This is a genomic window from Ruegeria sp. BG10, assembly GCF_056538575.1.
Window position 1 is genome coordinate 481,228 of the sequence record NZ_JBQFTI010000001.1, and the last position, 24,720, is coordinate 505,947.

The following is a 24,720-nucleotide window of genomic DNA, read 5'->3' on the forward strand; positions in this document are numbered from 1 at the left end:
TAAGACCCGATGCTGCGCGCCCTAGATATCCGCGACATGCTGATCATTGACCGGCTGGAACTGACGTTTCAGCCGGGCCTGAACGCGTTGACCGGTGAAACCGGAGCGGGCAAGTCGATCCTTCTGGATTCACTGGGGTTTGTGCTGGGTTGGCGGGGTCGCGCGGAACTGGTGCGTCAGGGCGCTGCGCAGGGTGAGGTTGTGGCGGAATTCGAACTGCATGACGCCCATCCTGCCCACGCCATTCTGGCCGAAGCCGGCTTGCCCGGTGGCGAGGAACTGATCCTGCGCCGCGTCAACACAGCCGAGGGTCGCAAAACCGCCTGGGTCAATGACCGCCGCTGTTCCGGCGAGGTCTTGCGGGCGCTGTCCGAGACCCTGATCGAACTGCACGGCCAGCACGACGATCGCGGTTTGCTGAACCCGCGTGGACACCGGGCGATGTTGGATGATTATGCCGGGGCAGGCGACCACATCGCGGCCGTCCGCGCGGCATGGGCCGAGATGTCGCGCGCACGGAAGGCATTGGCCGAGACCGAGGCGACACTTTCCGCCATGCGCGCCGAAGAAGAGTTTCTGCGCCACGCCGTCGCCGAACTGGACAAGTTGGACCCTCAGCCGGGCGAGGATGCCGAGCTTGATGCCCGCCGCCGCATGATGCAGGGCGCCGAGCGCATCCGCGACGATGTTGCCCGTGCTTATGATCTGCTGGGCGGCGAGGGGGCCGAAGGGGCGATGTCCGATGCCGTACGCTGGCTTGAGGGGGTGTCGGAGACTGCAGGCGGACAGCTTGAAGAACCAATCGCCGCGCTGGGGCGCGCCCTGATCGAACTGGGCGAGGCGCAGGATGGCGTCAATTCTTGTCTGCAGGCGCTTGATTTCAACCCGGCCGAACTGGAAGTTGCCGAAGAACGCCTGTTTGCAATCCGTGCGCTGGCTCGCAAACACGATGTCGCCCCGGATGATCTGGGCGCGTTTGCCGATACGCTGCGCGACCGTCTGAACCGGCTGGATGCGGGCGATGCCGATCTGGCCGAACGCAGCGCCGCGGTTGAGGCCGCGCAGGGCGACTATGACGCCGCAGCCGCCGCTCTCAGCACTGCGCGCCAGCAGGCGGCCGGGCAGCTGGATGCTGCCGTCATGACGGAGCTGGCCCCGTTGAAAATGGAACGCGCCGTGTTCCAGACCGAAATCACGCCAGCGGATCCCGGTCCCGAAGGGACCGACGCCGTGGCCTTTACGGTTGCAACCAACCCCGGCGCGCCGTCCGGACCGCTGAACAAGATCGCCTCGGGCGGGGAACTCAGCCGGTTCTTGCTGGCGCTCAAGGTCTGCCTGACAGGTGATGACAGCGCCCGCACGATGATCTTCGACGAAATCGACCGGGGTGTCGGCGGCGCGACCGCCGATGCGGTTGGCCGCCGTCTGGCGTCACTGGCGCAGGGTGGGCAGGTGCTGGTGGTGACACATTCGCCGCAGGTTGCCGCCCGCGCGGCGCATCACTGGCGGGTGCAGAAACAGGTCACCAACGGGCAAACCCTGTCGACTGTTGTTCCATTGGCCGATCCTGATCGCGTCGACGAAATTGCCCGCATGGTGGCTGGTGACACCATCACGGACGAAGCCCGCGCCGCCGCCCGCGCCCTGCTTGAGGCATGACGTCCTCACAGCCGCGCGATCCGTCTTTTAACTGTGCGCCCCGTGGCTTACTAAAGGATATGTAATTATCCCCGAGGTCCAATGACCCAATCAACCCGCACCGTTCTGCGCAACCAGCTCAATCAGGCTCTGGCCGCGATCAAGGACGCCTGGCGGGTGATGCTGCGTCGTGGTCCCAGCCAGATCCAGTTCTGGTTTATCGCGCTGGCCATCGGAATCGCGGCGGGGTTCATGGCACTAGGGTTCCGCAAGGCGATCCGGGCGCTGCAGGCTTATGTCTACGATACCGAGGATATTCTTCTGCTGCACAGCCACGCGGAAAAACTGCCCTGGTTCGTAATCCTGATCACGCCGATCATCGGCGGTCTGGTCGTGGGTATCATCCTGCACAGGTTCACCGATGACGGCCGGGTGCGTTCGGTTGCGGATGTGATCGAAGGCGCGGCGGTGACCGATGGCAGGGTGGAAACCAAGGCCGGCATCGCATCGTTTCTTGCCTCGTTGATCACGCTCAGCACCGGCGGGTCTACGGGGCGCGAGGGACCTGTCGTGCATATGGCCGGCGTTATTTCCACCTGGGTCAGCAACCGTATCCATGCGGACGGTATCACCGGGCGGGACCTGCTGGGCTGCGCTGTGGCCGCTGCGGTTTCGGCCAGTTTCAATTCGCCCATCGCCGGCGCTCTGTTCGCGCTTGAGGTTGTGCTGCGCCATTTCGCCGTGCATGCCTTTGCCCCCATCGTTATCGCATCGGTCGCGGGCACGGTGATCAACCGGTTGGAATATGGCGACGTGACCGAGTTTGTTCTGGAAACGCCCGGTTCACTGCAATTCTATGTCGAGCTTCCCGCGTTTCTGTTGTTGGGACTGATCTGCGGCTTGGTTTCCTTGCTGTTGATGCGTTCGATCTTTTTCGCAGAGGATATCGGCAACCATATCCAGAGCCGACTGTCCCTGCCGCGCTGGCTGCGTCCGGCGGTGTCCGGGGCGATGCTGGGCCTGCTGGCGATCTGGTTCCCGCATATTATCGGTGTCGGGTATGAGACCACGATCCGCGCTCTGGCCGGTGACCTGTTGCTGACATCGGCGATCCTGTTTGCGGTCATTAAAACCGTCGCGCTAGCCATCACTATGGGGGGGCGGATGGGCGGCGGCGTCTTCTCGCCCTCGCTGATGATCGGTGCACTGACCGGTCTGGCCTTTGGTCTGATTGCAACCGGGCTGCTGCCGGACGTGTCCGGTACGCACACGCTTTATGCGTTTGCCGGAATGGGGGCCGTAGCTGCCGCAGTTCTGGGCGCGCCGATCTCAACCACGATGATCGTCTTTGAACTGACTGGTGACTGGCAGATCGGGCTGGCGGTGATGGTCTCGGTCTCGATGTCAACGGCGCTGGCTTCGCGCCTGGTGGATCGGTCCTTCTTCCTGACACAGTTGGAGCGCCGCAACGTGCACTTGGCCGCGGGACCGCAGGCATATTTGCTGGCGATGTTGCGGGCCGGGGCGGTGATGCGGCCCATCGGGGACGCCCGTTCGATTTCCCGAGACGAGGCAATGGCCCTGATCGAAAAGGGTCTGTGCGTTCAGGCCAGCGCAACGCTGGAGGCCGCGATGCCCTATTTCGACCGTGATGACATCCCCTGCATTCCGGTTGTGGTGATTGACGAGGACGGGTGCGAAAACCCGGTTGGTGCGCTTTATCATATCGACGCGCTCAAGGCTTATAACCGCGCGCTGGCGGCGACCGCGGCCGAGGAACATTCCTAATTGCTATACACGGTCGCCGTATCGCCGAGGTAGTTGTCCCACGCGAACCAGTAAGAAATATGGCCGGCGACCCTTGGCAATTGCGCGCCGTCCGGTCCGATCAGCGCCGCTTCGGTCAGGGTCCATTTCCGCCCGGCCTCATCCACCAAACCGCCCTGTGAGGCCGTGAAACGGTTCGATTTCCGCTCATAGGCCCGCACCGCGCGCTTGTCGGGGTTGCCGATCAGAACAAGCGGACGACTGGCAATAGCGTCGTTGATCACGCGGGTTCTGTCGAACGCGTCCAGAGGCCACGCCCGCGCGGCGCCAAACTGGCGGATGGCAAAGACGTAATCCTTCTGCCGATGCTGCGACTGATCCACCAGCGCTGGGAACATCAGGTTGGGCGAGGCGAAATACTCGCGATAGACAACGCCTGAACCGTAATTCCTCCGGTGTCCGGTGTTGAGCGACAGAACCTTCGTGTCGGGATGCGAGGTCTTCCAGCTTTCCCAAGTCGTGATGACGACCGGGCGCTGTTTCAGCTCGATACCGCTGTCGACCAGAGGGCCGACAACCGGCTTGCCGGTGTATTGGTTCCACAGGGAATTCGTCTCGCGGTCGAACATCAGCTTGTTCGAACGGTAAAGGAAACCGGATGAACCAAAGACCAGCGGCTTGCTACGCCCCGCGACCTTTGTTTCGAACAGGATACCCGACCCGCAGAGCGTACAATAGGCCAGCGCCACGGGAACACCGCCGATCACTTCATTGAACATCTCGTGCCAGCCCATGATCCGAAGCGGGTAGGCGCGCTCATCCCCGTTAATCGAAACACCGAACACCAGGTCGTCCGGCTTGAGGTAATCTGCACGTGACGCGTCGGTCAAAGTCGGGTTGTCCAGCGAGGGGATGCCGTCCTTGTACACGCCGCCCCAGGATATTTCTTCCAGCCGGATCTGCATTCTGTTGCGTTGCAGGTATTCGGGGCGCAGAAAGACGCTGAAATTCGGGTCTATGCCCAGCAGAACCTCGCGTTTGAACGCAATCAGCGACGGGTGCGGAACAAGCTGCGGGTTTCCTTCCTGCCACAACATCCAGTCGAACCAGTCGGAACCGATGTTTTCGCCGGTCAGGGTGTCCATCACCTGCGCGATCTTGCGACTGCGCCGTTGGGCATATCGCATACCGGTCAGCAAGGCCGGGACAACGTCCGGGTTTCCGCGCTGAACCAGATAAGCCATGCCCTGTTCAAATTCGGACGTGCTGCCGTATAGGGTGGTTCGCACGGCCTCAAGAACCGGGTCCTGTTGGGCCCAAAGCGCCCCGGGCGCAACCGCTCCGGCCCCCAGCAAGCCTGCGAAGCTGCGACGTGTGATCGACATGGCATCCTCCGGTGGTGAACCTGCCTATTGTGCACCGTTCGACGATCACATGCATTCAACAGCCGCGTGAGCGTGGCTTAACCCGAATGGGCCTGGTTTCTGAAGCGGCGTCTCTCTGTCTGCCTTCAGCGGCAATAGGGTCCGCTGCGCTGCGCCAGATCGAAATGGAAATGATCGGCGTGAAACCGGTTCGCCTCGGGGCCCAGCACTGTACTGAACAACCCGCAGGCGCCGCGGTGCAGCTCGCGCAGCACTTCGTTCGTTTCATCGGCCTTCCACCCATCCAGAACGGAAATCACCGTTCCGTCGTTCAGAACGAAGGCCGAAATATCAATCGCGCGCCCCCTTGCATGTTCCGACAGGCGCGCGCCAAGCCTGTTGTTCTGCGTCCGGCAGGAATAATGGCCGGACAGGCGCATGCCTTTCAGCCCGCCGCCGTGATCGGCAAAGGCCGGTATTGCAGTGTTCTCGATCCATGTTTTGAAGGTAATCGCGGTCCAGCAATCCATCAGAGCCAGCTGGCTGAGCGCGACGTCGGCAACCCGATATACTCGAACCGGCTTCACGATACCGCAGCCCCGGTACTTGCCCGCGAATGTATCAAGCGTTTCACCAAGAATGGTCCAGTCGTTACAGACCGCGCCGCGTTCACGCATCTGTTCCCGCCCCAAGGCGATCTCGCGAAATTTGCAGGGCCGCATTTGTGGGCGTTTGGAGGTTGTCACCGCCGGGTCTCGCGCACTTGGCTCGACGGGCAGCGAGGCCTCACCTTCAACCTCATCAAACTCGACAAACTCCGAGGTTGTCGGGAACGGCGTTTCGCTGCAATCCGGTTCGGCCTCGGCGGATCCGGCGCAAAATATCAGGCAGGCAGCCAGTGCCCGGATGGCAGCTTGGGATCGTGCCGCCAGCGCTGTTGCCTCAGCGCGCAACAGCCGCGCTCGCTAAATCTGCTCCACTTTGACCGAATCCTGTGGGTAAAACGCCAGATGGTCGCGAATGTCGGCCACGGCAGGGATCGGGTCCTCATAGCTCCAGACCGCGTTTTCGGTGACCGAGGATTTGTTGACGATTGAGAAATGCGTGGCATCCCCTTTGCCGGGACAGTGGGTGACCTTGTCGGTCTTATCCAGAAACGCCATTGCCACATCGTTGCGCGGGAAATAGATCACTGGCGCTTTATCGCCCTCCAGCAGCTCCAGCGCGTTTGTGGTCTCGCCCAGAATGGCGCCGCCTGAACGGACGCTCCACTTGCCCGGTGCTTTACGGATCGTGATCTGATTGGTCATTTCTACGCCTTCCCTCATCGTCTCGGGGCCTACCCCATGCCTAATCTATGTAACAGTCCGGTGTCACACCGGCGCGGTTGCGGCATCCAACCACAGTTGCGCCTGATCGCCCAGTCTTGGCCGTATTTTTTCCGCAACGTCTCGGTGGTAATCATTCAGCCACCCGCGTTCTTCGGCCGTCAGCATGTCGACCAGGATCAACCGCCGGTCGATTGGAACAAAGGTCAGCGTCCGCCAGTTCAGCATGGCGCGTTCCGCGTCACCGCCCGGCAAGGCCGGGGCTTCCTGCACCACGACAAGATTTTCGATACGGATGCCAAACGCGCCTTCGCGGTAATATCCCGGTTCGTTGGACAGGATCATGCCGGGCTTCAGTGGCACATGGCTGACCTTCGACAGGCGCTGCGGCCCTTCGTGAACGCTCAGATAGGCCCCGACGCCATGCCCGACGCCGTGATTGAAGTCCTGTCCCGCCGCCCATAGTGGCGCTCGTGCGATGCATTCGATGTCGCGCCCCGCCAGCCCGACCGGCCAGCGCAGCTTGGACAAGTTGATCATGCCCTTCAGGACACGGGTGAAACAGGCTTTTTCCTCATCACCGACTTCGCCAATGGCAATGGTGCGGGTAATGTCTGTGGTTCCGTCCAGATATTGCCCGCCGCTGTCCAGCACCAGGATATGCCCGTTTTCCAACCGGCTGTCGGTTTCTTCCGTCACCCTGTAATGCATGATCGCGCCGTTTGGCCCGGTGCCGGCGATCGTGTCGAACGAGATATCCTGCAACGCGTTGTCCTTGCGCCGGTTGTCCTCCAATCGGGTGACCACCTGCGTCTCGGTCACGGTGCCGGGGGCCAGGGCATCGAGCCAGCACAGCGTTTCGATGACCGCAACGGCATCGCGCAGATGCGCCTCGGCGCTGCCTGCGATCTCGGCCGGGTTTTTGCAGGCCTTGGGCAGGGCGCAGGGATCGCCCCCGTCGACCATCCGATCCTGCAATATGTCAGCTACAGCCTGCGGCAATGTTCCCAGATCGACCTGAACCCGACCATCCAGCGCGGCGACAGCATCGGGGAACTCGCCCGGTTCGTGGATCGAGACATTAGCCCCAAGATGGCTGTCCAGCCTGTCGAGTTTTTGCGCCGCCATGTACAGGTCAACCCGACCGTCGGCCCGCAGGATGGCAAAACCATGCGCCACTGGGTTATAGCCGATATCCGAGCCGCGGATGTTCAGCAGCCACATGATCGAATCCGGCAGGGTTATCACAGCCGCGGCACATCCCGCTTCCTGCAACGCACGGGACAGACGTTCGATCTTGCTTTTTGCCGTTTCCCCGGAAAATTCAATTGGATGCGCTTTGACCGGGTTCATCGGCGGGTCCGGCTGATCGTGCCATACCCGGTCCACCAGATTATCACAGCGGATCAATTCGATCCCGCTGCCCTTCAGTTCTTTGAGGGTGCCGGATATCTGACCGGCGGGGTGCAGCCAGGGGTCAAAACCAATCTTGCCACCCGAGGGCAGTTGGTCCTTCAGCCATGCGCTCAGGCTGACTTCGGGCCAGGCAACCGGCGTAAACTCGGCGGCCACCTGCGCCTTGACCTGCGTGCGATAGCGCCCGTCAACGAAAACGCCGGCCACATCTGCCAATACGGCGCAGAACCCGGCTGATCCTGTGAATCCCGTCAGCCATGCCAGACGCTCGTCCCGGGGGGCCACATATTCGCCCTGATGGGCATCCGAGCGGGGTACAAGGAACCCGTCCAGCCCCTCTTGCGAAATCTCGTTGCGCAGCGCAGCCAGTCGTGGCGGCCCTTGTTCCGGGCGCGCAGTCACCTCAAATGACTGAAACATCTCAAACCTCTTTCAGACGGGCTGTCCCCGTGTCCGTTCCGAAACCCCCTTCTGTCGGAGGTGCAACCATATCTAACTGGCTTTTTTCATCCCCATGATCCGGGCCCGTGCCCGGGGATCACTGTCGAACAGCGCCGCAAGCTGTTCGGTCATCGCGCCCGCCAATTGTTCGACATCCGTGATCGTCACTGCGCGGTCGTAATAGCGCGTCACATCATGGCCGATACCGATAGCCAGCAGTTCCACCATGTTCCGCTTTTCCACCATGGCGATCACGTCGCGCAGGTGTTTTTCCAGATAATTGGCAGGGTTAACGCTCAAAGTTGAGTCGTCGACCGGCGCGCCGTCCGAGATGACCATCAGGATCTTGCGCTGCTCGCGCCGGGCCTGCATCCGACGGTGCGCCCATTCCAGCGCCTCGCCGTCAATGTTCTCTTTCAGCAGACCCTCTTTCATCATCAGGCCCAGATTGGGCCGTGCGCGCCGCCACGGTGCATCGGCGCCCTTGTAGATGATGTGGCGCAGGTCGTTCAGGCGGCCGGGTTGCTGCGGGCGGCCATCGTTCAGCCATGCTTCGCGTGCCTGACCACCCTTCCACGCGCGCGTGGTAAAGCCCAGAATCTCGACCTTCACGTTGCAGCGTTCCAGCGTCCGCGCCAGCACGTCGGCACAGATCGCCGCGATCGAGATCGGACGGCCGCGCATGGACCCCGAATTGTCCAGCAGCAGCGTCACCACGGTATCCCGGAACTCAGTGTCTTTTTCGACCTTGAAGCTGAGCGGAGTGGTCGGGTTGGCCACCACGCGTGCCAGGCGCCCGGCATCCAGAATGCCTTCCTCGCGGTCAAATTCCCACGACCGGTTCTGCTGAGCCTGCAAGCGGCGCTGCAATTTGTTGGCCAGTCGTGACACGGCACCTTTCAGCGGTTCGAGTTGCTGATCCAGATAAGCGCGCAGCCGCTCCAACTCGGCCGGTTCCGCCAGATCTTCGGCGGCAATCTCTTCGTCATACGTGTTCAGATAGACCTTGTAATCCGGATCGGCCTCAGAGGCTGGTGGCGGGGCAGGTGGCTCCAACGGGGCCTCGCCCTCGGGCATCTCGGCCTCATCGCCCAGCTCATCTTCGGCCATCTCGTCCATCGAGACCTGTGCCTGCGACTGGTCCTGCTGCTCTTCCTGCGTCTGTTCCGGCGTGGCGTCGGCGTCCTGATCATCCTGATCGTCCTGGCCGGTGCTGTCCGGATCGGGCTGCTCCTCTGCGTCGTCCTCGGCCTGATCTTCCTGTTCGTCATCCAGCTCATCGGGATCATCGCCCAACTGGTCGCCATAGCCCAGATCCTTGATCATCTGACGGGCGAACTTGGCGAATTCTGTTTGATCCGAGAGGATTTCGTCGAGATTTTCCAGCGTCCCTCCGGTCTGTTCCTCGATAAAACCACGCCACAGGTTCATGATGTTTTCCGCAGCCGGCGGCAGGTCGCGCCCGGTGGCCAGATGCCGGATCAGGTAGCCGGCCGCGACGGACAGCGGCGCATCGGCAGGCTGTTTGCACTGGTCATACCCGCGCCGCAGGGCTTCGTGCCCGATCTTGACGTCGATATTCGACGCTGTACCGGGCATGTCGCGCGCGCCCATCGCCTCGCAGCGGGCAACTTCCATCGCCTCATACAGATCGCGCGCCATATCGCCCGGCGGTGCGTATCGCGCATGGGTCGCGTCGTCGTGATACCGGCGCTGCAATGCCAGCGCATCCGCCGTGCCCCGTGCCAGCAAAACCTCTTCGCGAGTCATCCTACGGCTGACCTGCGGCAGCCGCATCGACTCGCCCGTCAGACCCGATGGATCGACCGTGTACGAGACGTTCAGCTCAGGATCATCGGCCATCACCTTGGTGGCTTCGGCCAGCGCCTTCTTGAACGGATCGGCGGGGTTGTCGTTGGGTTTGCTCATCAGGGCAGGTCCGGTTTTGTTCTGTCCCGGCAACCTAGAGCCATTCCGGGGCCTTGGCCATAGGGCCAACCCCGTTTTCGCATCAAACCAGCGCTGAGCCTACAGCAGCACCGCGCGGCATTCGGCAATCCGGTGGGCCAGCTGACGTTCTGCCCCAGCGGCGATCCGCGCGTCAAAGCTATAGTCCATATCGGCCAGCAGATAGGCGACTTCGACCCAGCCCCGCACGCGCCAGCGCCCGGGTTGATGTTCCTCGACGCCTTCAGCCAGGGCCCAGGGCAGGACCGCCTCAAGCATCACATCGAACTCCTGCTGAAGATCCGCGACCGACCCGGCCTTTTCATCCATCCGCGCCCTTTGCCGCGCGGCCAGAGCTTCGAGCCGCCCAGAGCAAATTGCAAAAAGCTCGGCCCGGTCTGATGAGGCAACAGGCAAAGCAGGCGCGGAAGATGCGAGGAGTATGGTGAAAACCGAAACTAATAAATACAAACGCAATAGTGACATGCAAATACTATAACATAGATGTGCAATGTATAAAGCAAGTATATACATTAAGGTATGCTTCTGTGACTTTGCCACCACATGGCGCCACACGGTTGGCAAGCTGCGCAATATCCGGATCATTCCACCAGATACAGTGGATCCGAACTCAAAAGCGTTCAAACAAGGCGGTCAGAAGTAGGGGATGCGGCTTGATACCACGCGCTTCATGGCGCGGAGGCGCTGGGCTCCGCTCCTGCGTCGATCAGTGAAGTTTCACCGCAGGCCAGCCGGGCCAGCAATTCAACGTGCACATCCAGCGCATCCACGACCGTGTAACCCGTCGACTGCCCGTCAAACGCCAGGTTAAGGTCTGTCCCGGCCAGAACCACGGCATCCGCCCCGAACTGGTCGACCATCCGCAGCCCGGCTTCCAGAAAAAGCTGGCGTTGTGCGTCGGTGCAGTACCCGGCGACCGCCATGTCCTGATAAGTCTGCCCCAGAGACTCGATTTCCTCTTCCAACGCAATCGCGCGTGTCTGCCGCAATTGACCGTAAAGTCCGGTCCGCATCACGACCCGCGTTCCCAGCAAGCCAACTGACCTGAAACCTTGCGCCGCAAAATAGGTGTCCAGCGGTTTCACGGCAGATACCAGAGGCAAGGACGACAGGGCCACCGTCTCGCCAAAACAGAAATGCCCGCCCAATGAGGTAATGGCCGCGAAGTCCGCGCCCGCTGCTTTGAGCCGGTCAATCAGACCGGCATAGACACGCGCCTGTGCGTCCCGCTCGTCGGCCAGATTGTTGCGGATCAGTTCCTGCACATCGGCATGCACGATGGTCAGTTCCAAAGGCTGGCCACGCGCGGCCATCGCTGCGGTCAGCCGTTGGTAATAAACCACTGTCGCCGCAACCCCGATACCACCGATTAAGCCAATGTGCATGATCAGACCCTGTGTTCCAGAAAAAATCGAGAAGCGGAGCCCTTTCCCGGTCCTCTATTGTCAATATGAGATGAGCTCAGATTTCAAGTTTTTGCGAAACTTCCGAGACGAAAGTCCTTTGATATGTAACGATCTTTCTTCCGACGTCCCGGTTATCGGATTGCGTGACGTAATCGTATTCCAAGAGCGCAAGATAGGTGTAGACGAGCTGATCCAGAGATTTCTGCCGAAACCCTGTAAAGCTTTTTTCCTTCCAGTCGCCGTATTCACCCTTGAGAATATTGGGATAATACCAGCGCCCGATGTCAATCAGTGCCGACACACGCTGTAGGCAGTTCAAACGGCGCTGAAAAAACTCGCCTTCCGGAAGGCGTTCGGGGTCGAGAGAGGCTAGGTGAGAGGCCTCGGAGATCGCAAAGACACAATCCTTGGCCCAATCCCGAACCTCGCTGATCACAGTGCCATGAGCCGCCTCTTTCTGCAGCCGAAGGGCGCTGTCCGAAATCTCGTTGGCTACCTTGTCAGTTTCGATAGCCTGCCGGGCGTTTTGTGCAGATTTTACGGAGAATGCTATGCTCGCAACTGCCGCAATGGCTGCGACAGCTGCGGCGATCCACTCGGCCAAAATTACATCTCCGGCCATAGCATCCTCCTATGATCTATTCGCTCACCCCAGGCTCGCGCTCGCTGCGCTTTCCGGCAATTCCTCGTCAAAGCAACGCTGATAGAATTCGGCGACGGTCTGGCGCTCCAACTCGTCGCATTTGTTCAGGAAGGACAGGCGGAAAGCATAGCCGATATCGCGGAAAATCTCGGCGTTCTGGGCCCAATTAATGACGGTCCGCGGGCTCATCACCGTGGACAGATCACCGTTCATGAAGGCGGTCCGGGTCAGGTCGGCGACCGTCACCATCTGGCTGACAGTCTTGCGGCCCTTCTCGGTGTTGTAATGCGGGGCTTTGGACAGCACGATCATCGTTTCAGCGTCGTGGCTGAGATAGTTCAGCGTCGAGACCAGCGACCACCGGTCCATCTGCGCCTGGTTGATCTGCTGCGTGCCGTGGTAGAGGCCGGTCGTATCACCCAGACCCACGGTGTTCGCGGTGGCGAACAGGCGGAAGTTGGGGTTCGGGGTGATGATTTCGTTCTGGTCCAGCAGCGTTAGCTTGCCGTCATGTTCCAGCACGCGCTGGATCACGAACATCACGTCCGCGCGGCCGGCGTCATATTCGTCGAACACGATGGCGACAGGATTGCGCAGCGCCCAGGGCAGGATGCCTTCGTGGAATTCGGTCACCTGCTTGCCGTCGCGCAGCTTGATCGCGTCCTTGCCGATCAGGTCGATCCGGCTGATATGGCTGTCCAGATTGACACGCACGGCGGGCCAGTTCAGGCGGGCGGCAACCTGCTCGATATGGGTGGATTTGCCAGTGCCGTGATAGCCCTGAATCATCACCCGGCGGTTATGGGTGAAGCCGGCCAGAATCGCCAGAGTTGTCTCGGGGTCGAACTTGTAGGTCGGATCGATCATCGGCACACGGTCGCTGCGCTCGGCAAAGCCTTTGACGGCCATGTCGCTGTCAATACCGAACACTTCACGGACCGAGATGTCTTCGGTTGGTTTTGCGTTGATGTCGATCGATCCGTCAGCCATTCGCCTTGTCCTTATCCTTTGGCCCGTATTGCCGGGTCTGAACCCGTGTGTGGTGCAACATATTGCAGGCAAGGGCAAGGGAAAGCCGCGCCCGTCAAAGGCTGAGGGGGTGTTTCCTTGAAACTGGCCTTATCGGCGCGGCGGGCCGGTTAATCCAGAATGGCGTCGCGCACCCGTATCAGGCTGCGCTCGTCCACAAAACGAGGGGTCTGGCGCATATAATCCTGAAACGCGCGGCCATAGCCCTTCAGCAGCCAGCGCTCCTCGTTCAGAACGAACAGGAAATAGATTACGAACAATGAGGCGGCCAGACCCAGCGTCAGCCAGGACCCGCTGGCAATACCCAGCCCGACCGTGGCCAGAACCGAAGTCACGTATTGCGGGTTGCGCGAATAAGCATACATGCCACCCGTCACCAGCCCATCGCTTTCGCAATAGGTGTTGTCGAGCCCCAGAAAACGATAACCCCAAAGCGTTATGCCGAAGGACAACACCATGATCGGCACGCCGACCACATAGCGGACCCAATGGCCCAGGCCGTTCACCCAAACCTCGCTGAGCGCAAAAACGACGGTTGCACCGCAAAACAGACGAAACAGACCAAAGGCGGAGTGGTGCCGCCACCCGCTGGCACTGGGCCACAGGCCCAGCCGGGGCAGGCGCAGGTTCAGCGCCAGAAAAGCGCTCAGCAGGATGGCTGAGCTTACGGCTACCAATAGGGCAATCGTGTGCAGGGGGTAGACGAGGTGTTCCATATCGCGTTCCGTTTTGGACATTTCACAGGTCGGATATGGGCCCGGTGCGCGGCCCATGTGACAGGCCGTAACGGGTATTTGTAACAGGTTGAGGACGATTCCCCGTGGAATGGTGTGATGCGTTTTGGTTTTGGGCCCTATGCCATTTGCGCCCGGCGAAGGCGCGAATGTTTAATCCGGTGCGGTCCCGGTGACCCTGCGATTGAACCAGATTGTATACGGGTCTATTTTTGCGCGTTCTCAATCACATGCGCGACGGCAAAGGCCCTTTGTGCAAGCTCTGTCCCGGCATCCTCCGCGAAAGCCAGGTTCACGCACCGATCATAGAGCCGCTTGGATGTGTAGAACTCATAAACGCGCGTGTTTCCCGGGCTTTCCCAGAACGCGGTGATCCAGATGGATTCCCGTCCCGGCACGCGCCCGTTGCACCAGTCATGCCAGAACCGATTCACCAGGACATCGTCAGACGCAGCAGATACCTGTTCCAGAAGGGAGTCCAGAGACCAGCCTGCCAGTGCAAACATGCACAGCGTGTCGTCCAGACACCCGCCGTTCCTCTCGATCTCGCGCGTAAGATATGCGCGCTGAAATTTGTTCAGCACCTGCCATTCCTCGGCTGACCAATTGTCAGGATTGCCGGTCGCAAAGCGGTTCAGGCTAACTTCAGATCCGACATTGGAAACGTCTTGGTCAACGGCCAGTATTTCCAGAACTCGGGGCAGCAAGTAGCCCCATGTCGCCTTGGCAATTCCCTTTGGGTCATAAGCGGCGAAAAACCAGTCCTGAATATAGTGCAAAGGAAGTTCGTCTATCGGCGGGGTGAAGAAATCGGCCTCGATTTCTGCATCCATGCAGCAGCCTTTGCAGACCTCGATACTCTGCGGCTTTGGGTATGCAAAAACCTTGTACGCCTCGGCGATGATGTCAGAAAACGGATGATCCGGCTGTATCTTCGCTTTCAGCGGTTTTTGTCGTTTGCGCGCCATAGGCTTAAGTTCGGAAGGGCAGAGGGGCACACGGCGCTTTAGGCGACGTGCCTGTACCGAATACGGAAGTCAGAAGGGCGACCATTTCACCGCCCCACCTTACTTGAAATTCCGGCTGTCCTTGATTTGATCCCAGGCCCAGACGACCTCCTGCAGTTGTTCTTCCTGGGACCGGTCGCCGCCGTTCATGTCCGGGTGCAGCACTTTGATCAGTTTCTTGTAGGCCTTGCGGACCTCGGCCTTGGTCCAGCTGTCATTGGCTTCCAGAATTTCGATCGCGCGACGCTCGGTCGGGGGCAGGCGGCGGCCGCCGCCGCCCGACGTGCGGCCCGGGTTCTTGGTGGCGTTTGCGCCCAGAACCTGATGCGGGTCCTCGATGCCCAGACGAGCCCAGGCGCGGGCTTCGGGGTCGCCCATTGGCTTGGTTTCCCGTTCCCACACTTTGTCCTTGGACCGTTGCGCATTCAGTTCGGCCTCGGTCGTGCCGTCGAAAAAGTTCCATTTCTGGTTATATTCGCGCACATGCTGCTGACAGAACCAGAAGAAGTCGTCCAATACATCCGGCGCCTTGGGGGCCCGGAACTTGCCAGCCTCTTCGCAGCCCTCATGGTCGCAGATTCGCACTGACGTCTCGGACGCGCCCGACATCCCCCGACGTCCGCGCGGGTTCTTTTTCTTGGCGCTGGAAACGGACATATCGAATCCGAATGGGTCTGACTTCGTCATGCTGTGATCCTTACGAACGCATCTTTTCGACTCGGAGGCAGCAGTTTAATCTAAGCAGCCGAAAGTAGAAGAGGGGGGCGGCAAAAATTTTGCCGTTGAGCGTAAAATTGACCGTGACCGACGAAATCCGAACCCGCCTGCAGGCCGCCTTTGACCCGCATGAGCTTGACGTCGTGGATGACAGCGAAAGCCATCGCGGTCACGCGGGTTATCAGGAAGGTGGCGAAAGTCACTTCAACGTTCGCATACGAGCCCGCGCGTTCGAGGGCAAGTCCCGTGTTGCCCGCCACAGGGCGGTACACAAGGCGCTGGGCGATATAGTGCCGCGCATCCATGCGCTTGCGCTGGATATCGACTCGTGACGGTCTGCGCTGACCTGTTTCAAGTCACGGTCATGCCGCCAGTGAAATTGCGCGATTGACCGCGATCCCCTGGTTGATCGCACGATAGGTGGGAAAGGGCAGTCTGTGCATCGTATCAATGTCCCGCTGTATCCATTGCTGTACTTCCAGCCGGTGAAGCGAGTTCGACAATGCCCGATCCGAGATCGTGATCAGACCGGATTTTAGGGTCGAAAAGCGTTGTGGTTTGTCGGTCAACGCCAAAATCGGGGCCGTCCAATTGCGTCGGAGCAATGCGAAATCCTTGTCATCTGGCACAGCATTTACAATTCGACTGGCAGTTTCGGCCGCCGACAATCCAGTTTCGGTCAGGCGGAACTCGGGGCGCAGCGGATGTCCATGACCGGGATTCCGTTCCAGAAAACCAAGCTGAATCAGGTGATCCAGGCTTTGGGCAAAGGCCGTCCTGCGGGCGCTTGTCGCCGCCAGCAAGGGGGCCTGCCGTCCCGGGGTGCCCGCATGCATCAACGCCAGAATGTTCAGGGACCAGGCGCGGGACGTGAGCTTGACAAGAATTTTTATGTCCATAAAGTATAGTTACTTTATTTTATGTCAGAAGGAAAGTTCAATGCCGGTAGCTTCATTGGAAAATACTATAACTCTGGCGATGTCCGTCAAAGACAGGCATGCCAGCGCCGAATGGTATCAAGCCATGTTGGGTTTCGAGTTGATCTACCACATGGACGAAGCCGGGTGGAGCGAACTAAAAACCAGGACCGAAGGTGTGACGTTGGGATTAGGCGAACAGGCCGAACCAGCTCCGGGCAACACCGTCCCGGTATTCGGGGTGTCGGATATTGGGATTGCGCGTCAGGCCCTTGAAGCCTCGGGTGTCAGGTTCGACGGGGAAACAGAAACGATTGAGGGTATGGTCAGCACCGCGACGTTTTATGACCCGGACGGTAACGCACTGATGCTGGCCCAGGACCTCAGCCAGGCCGCCGACGCCGCAGAATAGCCTGCCCGCATCCGAGCGTTCGGAAGCCGGACGAAGTAGTTAGGTCTGCTCTTTGTTCGTTTCGGGCAGGTCCGGGCGGGTCAGGGTCAAGGGCGGGTCCTTGACCTCTTCCGAAATCGGCGCGGGGGCCTGCACTTCTTCCGGTCCCGGCACCGGCTGCGCAATGGGCACGTCGTCGCTGTCTTCAACCGGCTCGTGTGCCGGTGCTACGGCAACTTCAACCTCGCGCCGGAACACCAGAACATTGCGCCAGTTCACGGTCGAGCCGGTCAGGCCCGCACGTTCTTCGCTGGGCAGCAATTCGGCGCGCTGATATTCCCAGCCATCTTGGCCCATCTGATTCAAAACCTGTTCAACCGAGGCGGCAAACCGGCCCTCGGCCGTTTTCACGCCCTTGGCCTTGGTACCTTTTTGCGGGGCGGGGACAACTTTGTATTCAAAACGGTTCATGCTCTGGCCTCGGTCATTTTTTCGCAGCTTACAGCAACGTTCGCCTTAAACACCATAGGCTCAAACACCGGTATGCCGGTCACGAATGGTCGGGTTGAGAGGGTTGCGACAATGTCTTCGAATATTCGAATTTATTGACACGCGGAAAATTACTGGGTCTATTTATTAACGTTCTATTTGTGTCTTTTTGTGTGCGGGGGTGTGTGATGGCCACAGTTCGGGCTTTTCGCGGTGTGGATATGCCGAATACGTCAGTTTGGTTTGGAAACGTTCTGGTTGCTAATTCAAACAGAATTGTCATTTCGGATGGATTTCGAAAAACGATTTACGAAGGGACTTTCAGTTATAACGCGGCAGGTGCAGTATTTGGCACTCTTAACAAAATTACGGAATTTTCGGGCGGGCAAAAAGAATATGAAGTTTCCGGAATCGGAGCCAATGCTGCAGCGGTCTATAACGCAATAGAAATTCAGGCTAATTTCCTGAGAGCGGCAGCAATCGTTCTTGCAAAGAACGACTTTTTTACAGGCTCGCGGTTTGATGACAACATCCGGTCATTTGCCGGACATGATACGGTAAACGCTGGCGCTGGTGACGACAGAGTGAACGCGGGCACCGGGAATGATCTGGTTCGCGGCGGCGCTGGTCAGGATAGTCTTTTTGGCAATGGCGGTGCCGACCGGCTGTTTGGCCAGGGTGGCGGAGACAGACTGTTTGGCAACGCTGGCAACGACAGGCTTTTTGGTGAGGGTGGAAACGACCATCTTAATGGCGGGGCTGGCAACGACCTGCTGATTGGAGGGACCGGTTCGGACCATTTGATCGGTGGCGCAGGAAAAGACCGACTCAACGGGGGGCTCGGAAACGACACTCTGTCCGGTGGCGGTGGTGTGGACACTTTGCTTGGCGGGGCGAACAACGATACGCTAAACGGCGGCTCGGGAAATGATACACTGAATGGTGGTTCTGGCGATGACACCATCGAAGGCGGTGCTGGACGAGATATCCTGTCTGGTAACACCGGTGCAGATGAGTTCATTTTTAAGAACGTAAATGACTCCGGTGTCGGAGGGCAAAACCGGGACGTTATTCAAGATTTTGTGTCAGGAGAGGACGTGATTGACCTTTCCGGAATTGATGCAACGTCGCAACCTTCAGACCAGGCATTTACGTTTATTGGGGAATCCGGTTTCTCGGGTACCGAAGGCGAATTGCGATTTGTAAAGCTCGCTGCAAATGGACTCACAATTGTCAGCGGAGACGTTGATGGTGACGGATCAGCTGATTTCCAGATTCAATTGACCGGAATATTCGACCTGACACAGAGCGACTTTATACTCTGATTTTATTTGGCGTTTTCTTGTTCAGCGCCAAGAGAGGCCGAGACTGAGTAACCGCGCCTAATAGTGCGGCGCAGTTTGTGTTTGCTTAGGTATGCGATTTGTACAAATACCTCATAGGGGCCAGTACAGATTGTTCGGTTTACGATCCCAACTTCTTGCTGACCAGTTCGTTCACAGCTTTTGGGTTGGCTTTGCCACCGGTGGCTTTCATTACCTGACCGACAAACCATCCGGCCAGTTTCGGGTTCACCTTGGCCTTTTCGACCTGCGCCGGGTTGGCAGCAATGATCTCGTCCAGCGCAGCTTCGATCGCGCCGGTGTCGGTGACCTGCTTCATGCCGCGGTCTTCAACGATCTGCGCGGGATCACCGCCTTCGGTATAGACGATTTCAAACAGGTCCTTGGCGATCTTGCCCGAAATTGCATCCGACGAAATCAGGTCAATGATGCCCGCCAGCTGAGCCGGAGACACAGGCGACTCGGTAATGTCGTGGTCTTCTTTCTTGAGGCGCCCAAACAGTTCGTTTATCACCCAGTTTGCTGCCAGCTTGCCGCTGCGACCCTTGGCGACTTCTTCGAAATAGGCGGCCGATTCCACCTCGGCGGTCAGTACAGATGCGTCATAGTCGGTCAGGCCAAACTCGCCGATGAACCGCGCTTTCTTGTCGTCGGGCAGTTCCGGCAGCTTGGCGGCGATGTCGTCCACCCATGCCTGCTCGATCTCAAGCGGCAGCAGGTCGGGGTCGGGGAAGTAACGATAGTCGTGCGCCTCTTCCTTGGACCGCATCGAACGGGTTTCACCCTTGTCCGGGTCGTACAGGCGGGTCTCCTGATCCACCGTACCACCACCTTCGACGATGGCGATCTGACGGCGGGCTTCGACCTCGATTGCCTGCTGGATGAACCGCATCGAGTTCATGTTCTTGATCTCGCAGCGGGTGCCCAGATGCGAGAAATCCTGCGTTTCCTGATACTTCTCATACGCACCCGGCAAACAGATCGAGACGTTCACGTCCGCCCGCAGGTTGCCGTTCTGCATGTTGCCGTCGCAGGTGCCCAGATAGCGCATGATCTGACGCAGCTTGGCGATATAGGCCGCTGCCTCTTCGGGGCCACGAATGTCGGGGCGGCTGACGATTTCCATCAGGCAGACACCGGTACGGTTCAGGTCGACGAAGGACATATGCGGGTCCATATCGTGGATGGACTTGCCCGCGTCCTGCTCCATGTGGATGCGTTCGATCCGGACCATACGCGCAGTTCCGTCGCCCATTTCGACTAGCACTTCACCCTCGCCCACGATGGGATGATAGAGCTGGGAAATCTGATAACCCTGCGGCAGGTCGGGATAGAAATAATTCTTGCGGTCGAATGCCGATTTCAGATTGATATCCGCCTTCAGGCCCAGACCAGTCCGCACCGCTTGCTCAACGCAGTACTCGTTGATCACCGGCAGCATTCCCGGCATCGCCGCGTCCACAAAGGCCACATTCGCGTTCGGCTCGGCCCCGAATTGGGTCGATGCGCCCGAGAAAAGTTTGGCGTTGGATGAGACCTGAGCGTGCACCTCCATCCCGATAACCAGTTCCCAATCGTGCTTGGCCCCGGCAATGGTTTTGGGTTTGGGCATTTCGTATGTCAGGTCGAGCATGGCGCGCCTCATTTCCGCAGAAGTCTGAGCCTGCGTATTAGGCGCGCGGCGCCAAAGGGGCAAGGGGAAATCAGTGCTCGGATAGGCGCAGGCCAGCGGGTGTAAAGGTCACGTCCATACCGCTGCGCAGTTCTTCCCTGAACAGATCGCCGATGGCGCGCAGCGCATCGCGCTGACCACGCGCGGCGAAGCGCTCGGGCGAGTTAATGCGGACCGAGTTGTTGAATCCGTTGGCCGCATGCGCCCAGATCAGCGGGTGCAGTTCTGTCATGTGGTCGCGGATCAGCCAGTTTGCCGCCTCGTGTATCTGGCCGCGTGTCAGATCAGCCCTGTCGTTCAGGCCATGCCCATTCTGGATCGTGATGGCGCAATAGGCCGACAGCATATTGACGGTCTGCTGGTCGGGGCGACGGTGCAGGATGTCGTGCAGGCCTTCCAGGAAGTATTCCACATCCAGCCGCGCACAGGCCTCTTCATCCAGCGCGATGGCATCGAACTGTACCCAGGTATAGCCGCCGGCACCCCAGGTATCGCGGGTCCTCGCCGCGTTGCGAAGGGCCTGGACCTCAAGCTCTTCATAGCTGCCGAACCAGCGGGGCAGCAGGTGCGTTCCCATCGCCCGCATGTGGCGCTGGTTTTGCGGATCCAGCGTGATCAGGCGTTCATATTCGTCGGCCACGCGCAGGTTCGATTTACGCTGCCCGGCCAGCAGGGCACAGCCCGTCGCCGCGACCAGAGGGCTGTCAGGTGCCGCCTTCCGGCAACCTGGCAACAGCGCCGCAGCCCTGTCGAAATGAGCGGCACAGCGCGACCGGTGCAGCGGCGGCAGGGTCGCGTGTGTCGCAGTGCCGCGCCAGGCCCAGGCCAAGTCGATATGTGCCAGCGCGACAACCAGCGCGATCATCGGATCATCGGGGTATTCGCGCATTTCATCTTCCAACTCGGAAATGCCGCACAGCAGATCATAGTCGGACAAAGCGGTTCCATCAGACAGGGCGTGCTCAGCGGCCAGAACCACATCGGACCGCGCCCCAAAGGCCAGCAGGTCGGCGATCGGCATCCCGTCGGGGGCAGTCTTGCGCCCTTCGTCTGCGGCCCGCATCTGTTTCGACAGTTCCTCCCAACGGTCCTGTCTGGCCAGCGTTCGGCCCTGTTCGATCACGTCCCGTCCGACCAGGTCCTCAGCGCTGACCGTCGCCACAGGAATATTCAGCTGCCCCTTGTCGGGCAACGCAGCGGCAACTGCCCGATCAGCCGCGCAAATCTCGGGCGTGGCCTGAAAAGAATGGGAAGAAGGTCGGGCAAGACGCGCCCTGAAAAACCGAAACATGGTAAAACTCGAAACCGCAAAAAAACTGGTACGCTGCTTTGAAAGGGTGGATGAAACTCACCTCAAATTCAAGCTTTTTGCAGAGAACTCGGTGCGAACTGAGTGTCAATGATCACGATTGGGGTGGATTGTTTCAGAAAACGGTAAAATGATGTCGAACGACGCGAAACCCGGCCGCTTGCAGGACCTTTTCGAAATCTTTGTGGGGCGGAACTGATTCATCCGGCAGCCGAATCCGTTTGTCAGACTGCAGGACTAGCGACACACGAACCGAAAAGTCCCAGCGCGTATCAAAGCGGAAATGGTCGATTTCGGCAAGGCTGACACGGGCGCGGCGCGTACCGGAAAACCATTGCAGCCCGTCCTGATCAAGGCTCAGCCCGGCACTGGTGTTTCGCGCGATATCCCACAAGGCAGGCAAAGTGGCCAAGGCCAGAAACCCCACGATCCACCACGCCGCGTCAAACAGAACCACAAGCGCAATCAATGCCGCATAGACGCCAGCAACGATTGCGATGGCGCGCGGTGACCTGTTCCGGCGGGTGAATGTGTACGGTGTCATGCGCCGATTATGCGGGTCACCATTTCCGTTGTGTCACGCGACAAATTCGGTGTGTCGGCGATGCGGGTCAGCTGCGCGCGGATCAGATCCTGTCGGTCCGCATCATACCTTTTCCAGGTCTGGAAGGCGGAACACATCCGTGCGGTGGTTTGCGGATTGACCGGGTCCAGCCGGATCAGCCAGTCTGCCAACAGCGCGTAACCGGCCCCGTCTGCGCTGTGGAACCCGGCATGGTTCATCGCCAGCGACCCCATGACCGCACGGAAACGGTTCGGGTTTTTCCAGTTGAAATCCGCGTGCTCGGTCAACGTTTTCGCTGTATTTGCGGTCACTTCGGGCGCAGCCATGGACACCTGCAGCCCAAACCACTTGTCCATCACAAGACGATCATGCTGCCACTGATCGTAAAACGCGGTCAGTTCAGCCTCGCCCTTGCGGGCGCGCAAAAGACAGGACAGGGCGGTCAGTTGGCGGGTCATGTTGTCGGCCGCAGCGTACTCGGCCGTTGCCTTGGCACCGCCATCAAGCCGGGTTGTCAGGAACAATGCCGCACCGCCAAGTGCCCGCTTGCCGGCCTGCGCGGCGTCGGGGCTGTAGGGCGCGTCGATCAGGGTTTCACTGTGCAAACGAGGCAGCAGGTCCTGCACGTGCTGTGCGGTCGCCTGCCGCAATGTTTCGACCGCCTGCCAGATCTCCATGGGGTCGGGGGTTTCGCCGCGCTCAAACAACTCGGCGGCCAGCTCGGATTGGGACGGCAGGCCCAGCATCAGCGCGCGGTAAGCAGGGTCAAGGTCGCCGTCGCGCAATACCGCCAGAATACCGTCCAGATAATCGGCATCCGGAGACGCATCATCCCGGATCATCCGCAGCAAAGTATCCTGCGCCAGTGACCGTCCGGCCTGCCAACGATTGAAGGGATCGGTGTCATGCGCCAGCAAAAAGGCGCGTTCGGCATTCGAGTGATCATGCTCCAGAATCACCGGTGCCGAAAAGTCGCGCAGGATCGAGACGACGGGTCTGGCCGCCAAGCCGCTGAAAGCAAAGCTTTGTTCGGCTTGGGTCAATTCCAGAACCTCAGTGGCGCGCACCTCGTCACCGTTTGGTCCCAACAGGCCGACGGCGACCGGGATGACCTGCGGCAGCTTATCCGTTTGACCCGGTGTCGGTTCAGTGCGCTGCGAAAGGGTCAGGGTGTAGGTGTCATCGGCCCAATCATCGGTAACCGAAACGCGGGGCGTGCCCGACTGGCTGTACCAACGTTTGAACTGGCTTAGGTCGCGGCCTGTGGTGTCCTCGAACACTTTGATCCAGTCTTCGATGGTGCAGGCCTGCCCGTCATGCCGGTCAAAATACAGATCAAGCGCTTGTGCATAGGCATCGTCGCCCACCAACCGTTTCAGCATGCCGATCACTTCGGCGCCTTTTTCATAGACGGTCGCGGTGTAGAAGTTGTTGATTTCCTGAAAGCTTTCCGGGCGGACAGGGTGGGACAGGGGGCCGTTATCTTCGGGGAACTGCCGCGCGCGCAGGTCAATAGCATCGTGGATGCGTTTCACCGAAGCCGACCGCATGTCGGACGTGAACTGCGCATCCCGGAAAACGGTCAGACCCTCTTTCAGACACAGCTGGAACCAGTCGCGGCAGGTGATCCGGTTGCCGGTCCAGTTGTGGAAATATTCATGCGCGATGATCGCCTCGATGCGTTCGAAATTCGCATCGGTCGAGGTTTCGGGGCTGGCCAGCACAGCAGAGGAGTTGAAGATGTTCAGCCCCTTGTTCTCCATCGCGCCCATGTTGAAATCATCGACGGCCACGATGTTGAACACGTCCAGATCGTATTCGCGGCCATAGACGTCTTCGTCCCATTTCATCGACTTCTTCAGCGCCTCCATCCCAAAGGCGCATTTGCCTTCATCGCCCGGACGGACCCAGAGGTTCAGTTCGACATCGCGGCCCGACATGGTGGTGAACCGGTCGGGATGGGCGATCAAATCACCCGCGACCAGAGCAAACAGATAGGCCGGTTTGGGCCAGGGATCGGTCCATTCGGCCCAGCCTTCGCCCTTGCCCGTGGGGTTGCCGTTGGACAACAGCACCGGCAAGTCGCCATTGATGCGCACGGTGAAGGTCGACATCACATCGGGGCGGTCGGGGTAATAGGTGATCTTGCGGAATCCTTCCGCCTCGCACTGAGTGCAATACATGCCGTTGGACATGTAAAGCCCCTCAAGCGCGGTGTTGTTTCCGGGGTCAATCTCGACCACAGCTTCCCAGATAAAGGGCGCGTCCGGGACGTCCGCCGTCAGCCCTTTGTCGGTGACCTCGGGCGAAATTTCCGTCCCGTCGACGACCGCGCGGATCAGGGTCAGGTCTTCGCCATGCAGAAAAAAGGTGCGGTCGGTGGCCTCTGGGTTCGGGCGGAAAGCGATGCGCGAGGTGACGCGGGTGGCGTGATCAGCCAGATCGAAGGTCAGGTGCACGCTGTCAACCAGATAACCAAACGGCGTGTAGTCTTTCAGATAGATCGTGGTGGGGGCGGCATCACGCATCGGGGGCCTCGCATCGGTTCGTGTCTGGCGCGACGTTATGGGCTGCGG

At 59.6% G+C, this 24,720-nt stretch carries 23 protein-coding genes; 5 read left to right on the forward strand and 18 right to left on the reverse strand.

The features are described from left to right. The first annotated feature begins 9 nt into the window (after positions 1–9). Together recN and ACR0D8_RS02360 are read left to right on the forward strand one after the other, a co-directional pair. On the forward strand, positions 10–1,659 hold the full coding sequence (recN, locus tag ACR0D8_RS02355; RefSeq protein WP_480644365.1) for a DNA repair protein RecN: 1,650 nt from the start codon (positions 10–12) through the stop codon (positions 1,657–1,659). Between the two features lie 81 nt (positions 1,660–1,740). Then, positions 1,741–3,426 carry a chloride channel protein gene (locus tag ACR0D8_RS02360; RefSeq protein WP_475158999.1) on the forward strand — a complete coding sequence of 562 codons (1,686 nt, stop codon included), beginning with the start codon at positions 1,741–1,743 and terminating at the stop codon, positions 3,424–3,426. Here the strand turns inward: ACR0D8_RS02360 and ACR0D8_RS02365 are convergent. From ACR0D8_RS02365 to ACR0D8_RS02420, 12 genes are all read right to left on the reverse strand, one after another. After that, positions 3,423–4,790: a DUF3179 domain-containing protein gene (locus ACR0D8_RS02365; protein ID WP_480644367.1), complete on the reverse strand. Its 1,368-nt coding sequence runs from the start codon at positions 4,788–4,790 to the stop codon at positions 3,423–3,425. The genes ACR0D8_RS02360 and ACR0D8_RS02365 overlap by 4 nt on opposite strands. A 125-nt stretch (positions 4,791–4,915) precedes the next feature. Further along, entirely contained in the window at positions 4,916–5,722 is an 807-nt protein-coding gene (locus ACR0D8_RS02370) for an extensin-like domain-containing protein (RefSeq protein WP_480644368.1), read from the reverse strand. Positions 5,723–5,734: 12 nt separating this feature from the next. Then, entirely contained in the window at positions 5,735–6,079 is a 345-nt protein-coding gene (locus ACR0D8_RS02375) for a DUF427 domain-containing protein (protein WP_480644369.1), read from the reverse strand. A gap of 63 nt (positions 6,080–6,142) precedes the next feature. Beyond that, positions 6,143–7,933: an aminopeptidase P family protein gene (locus ACR0D8_RS02380; RefSeq protein WP_480644370.1), complete on the reverse strand. Its 1,791-nt coding sequence runs from the start codon at positions 7,931–7,933 to the stop codon at positions 6,143–6,145. 72 nt (positions 7,934–8,005) lie between these two features. Next, positions 8,006–9,883 carry a cobaltochelatase subunit CobT gene (gene cobT, locus ACR0D8_RS02385; protein ID WP_480644371.1) on the reverse strand — a complete coding sequence of 626 codons (1,878 nt, stop codon included), beginning with the start codon at positions 9,881–9,883 and terminating at the stop codon, positions 8,006–8,008. 99 nt (positions 9,884–9,982) lie between these two features. Next, positions 9,983–10,231, reverse strand: coding sequence for a hypothetical protein (locus ACR0D8_RS02390; RefSeq protein WP_480644372.1), 249 nt, complete (start codon positions 10,229–10,231; stop codon positions 9,983–9,985). A gap of 359 nt (positions 10,232–10,590) precedes the next feature. Next, positions 10,591–11,307, reverse strand: a complete 717-nt coding sequence (locus ACR0D8_RS02395; RefSeq protein WP_480644373.1) for an aspartate/glutamate racemase family protein — start codon at positions 11,305–11,307, stop codon at positions 10,591–10,593. A gap of 76 nt (positions 11,308–11,383) precedes the next feature. Continuing rightward, positions 11,384–11,932, reverse strand: a complete 549-nt coding sequence (locus ACR0D8_RS02400) for a hypothetical protein (RefSeq protein ID WP_480644375.1) — start codon at positions 11,930–11,932, stop codon at positions 11,384–11,386. A 42-nt stretch (positions 11,933–11,974) separates the two neighbouring features. Further along, on the reverse strand, positions 11,975–12,961 hold the full coding sequence (cobS, locus tag ACR0D8_RS02405; RefSeq protein ID WP_480644377.1) for a cobaltochelatase subunit CobS: 987 nt from the start codon (positions 12,959–12,961) through the stop codon (positions 11,975–11,977). 149 nt (positions 12,962–13,110) lie between these two features. Next, positions 13,111–13,716 (reverse strand): methyltransferase family protein, encoded by a 606-nt coding sequence (locus ACR0D8_RS02410; protein ID WP_480644378.1) that lies wholly within the window; start codon positions 13,714–13,716, stop codon positions 13,111–13,113. A 224-nt stretch (positions 13,717–13,940) separates the two neighbouring features. Beyond that, positions 13,941–14,702: a hypothetical protein gene (locus ACR0D8_RS02415; protein ID WP_480644380.1), complete on the reverse strand. Its 762-nt coding sequence runs from the start codon at positions 14,700–14,702 to the stop codon at positions 13,941–13,943. 99 nt (positions 14,703–14,801) lie between these two features. Further along, a complete protein-coding gene (locus ACR0D8_RS02420) occupies positions 14,802–15,428 on the reverse strand; it encodes a J domain-containing protein (RefSeq protein ID WP_171120706.1) in 627 nt (208 codons plus the stop codon). 107 nt (positions 15,429–15,535) lie between these two features. Between ACR0D8_RS02420 and ACR0D8_RS02425 the strand changes: the two genes are divergently transcribed. Further along, positions 15,536–15,790: a BolA family protein gene (locus ACR0D8_RS02425; protein ID WP_480644382.1), complete on the forward strand. Its 255-nt coding sequence runs from the start codon at positions 15,536–15,538 to the stop codon at positions 15,788–15,790. Positions 15,791–15,820: 30 nt separating this feature from the next. Here ACR0D8_RS02425 and ACR0D8_RS02430 read toward each other — a convergent pair whose 3' ends face one another. Further along, positions 15,821–16,357 (reverse strand): winged helix-turn-helix transcriptional regulator, encoded by a 537-nt coding sequence (locus ACR0D8_RS02430; RefSeq protein ID WP_480644383.1) that lies wholly within the window; start codon positions 16,355–16,357, stop codon positions 15,821–15,823. 40 nt (positions 16,358–16,397) lie between these two features. On the opposite strand from ACR0D8_RS02430, the gene ACR0D8_RS02435 reads away from it, so the two are divergent. Continuing rightward, positions 16,398–16,787: a VOC family protein gene (locus ACR0D8_RS02435; RefSeq protein ID WP_475159035.1), complete on the forward strand. Its 390-nt coding sequence runs from the start codon at positions 16,398–16,400 to the stop codon at positions 16,785–16,787. A gap of 39 nt (positions 16,788–16,826) precedes the next feature. On the opposite strand, the gene ACR0D8_RS02440 is transcribed toward ACR0D8_RS02435, so the two are convergent. Further along, on the reverse strand, positions 16,827–17,237 hold the full coding sequence (locus tag ACR0D8_RS02440) for a DUF4177 domain-containing protein (RefSeq protein WP_480644384.1): 411 nt from the start codon (positions 17,235–17,237) through the stop codon (positions 16,827–16,829). 206 nt (positions 17,238–17,443) lie between these two features. Between ACR0D8_RS02440 and ACR0D8_RS02445 the strand changes: the two genes are divergently transcribed. After that, on the forward strand, positions 17,444–18,580 hold the full coding sequence (locus ACR0D8_RS02445) for a calcium-binding protein (protein WP_480644385.1): 1,137 nt from the start codon (positions 17,444–17,446) through the stop codon (positions 18,578–18,580). Positions 18,581–18,719: 139 nt separating this feature from the next. On the opposite strand, the gene gatB is transcribed toward ACR0D8_RS02445, so the two are convergent. The 4 genes from gatB to pepN all read right to left on the reverse strand — a co-directional run bounded on the left by gatB (position 18,720) and on the right by pepN (position 24,672). Then, complete coding sequence (gene gatB, locus ACR0D8_RS02450; RefSeq protein WP_480644386.1) at positions 18,720–20,231, reverse strand: Asp-tRNA(Asn)/Glu-tRNA(Gln) amidotransferase subunit GatB; 1,512 nt, start codon at positions 20,229–20,231, stop codon at positions 18,720–18,722. Positions 20,232–20,301: 70 nt separating this feature from the next. Further along, complete coding sequence (locus tag ACR0D8_RS02455) at positions 20,302–21,561, reverse strand: hypothetical protein (protein WP_480644387.1); 1,260 nt, start codon at positions 21,559–21,561, stop codon at positions 20,302–20,304. Between the two features lie 133 nt (positions 21,562–21,694). After that, positions 21,695–22,123: a hypothetical protein gene (locus ACR0D8_RS02460; RefSeq protein ID WP_480644388.1), complete on the reverse strand. Its 429-nt coding sequence runs from the start codon at positions 22,121–22,123 to the stop codon at positions 21,695–21,697. Beyond that, positions 22,120–24,672, reverse strand: a complete 2,553-nt coding sequence (gene pepN, locus ACR0D8_RS02465; protein WP_480644389.1) for an aminopeptidase N — start codon at positions 24,670–24,672, stop codon at positions 22,120–22,122. The genes ACR0D8_RS02460 and pepN overlap by 4 nt, the downstream gene beginning before the upstream one ends. Positions 24,673–24,720 lie beyond the last annotated feature (48 nt).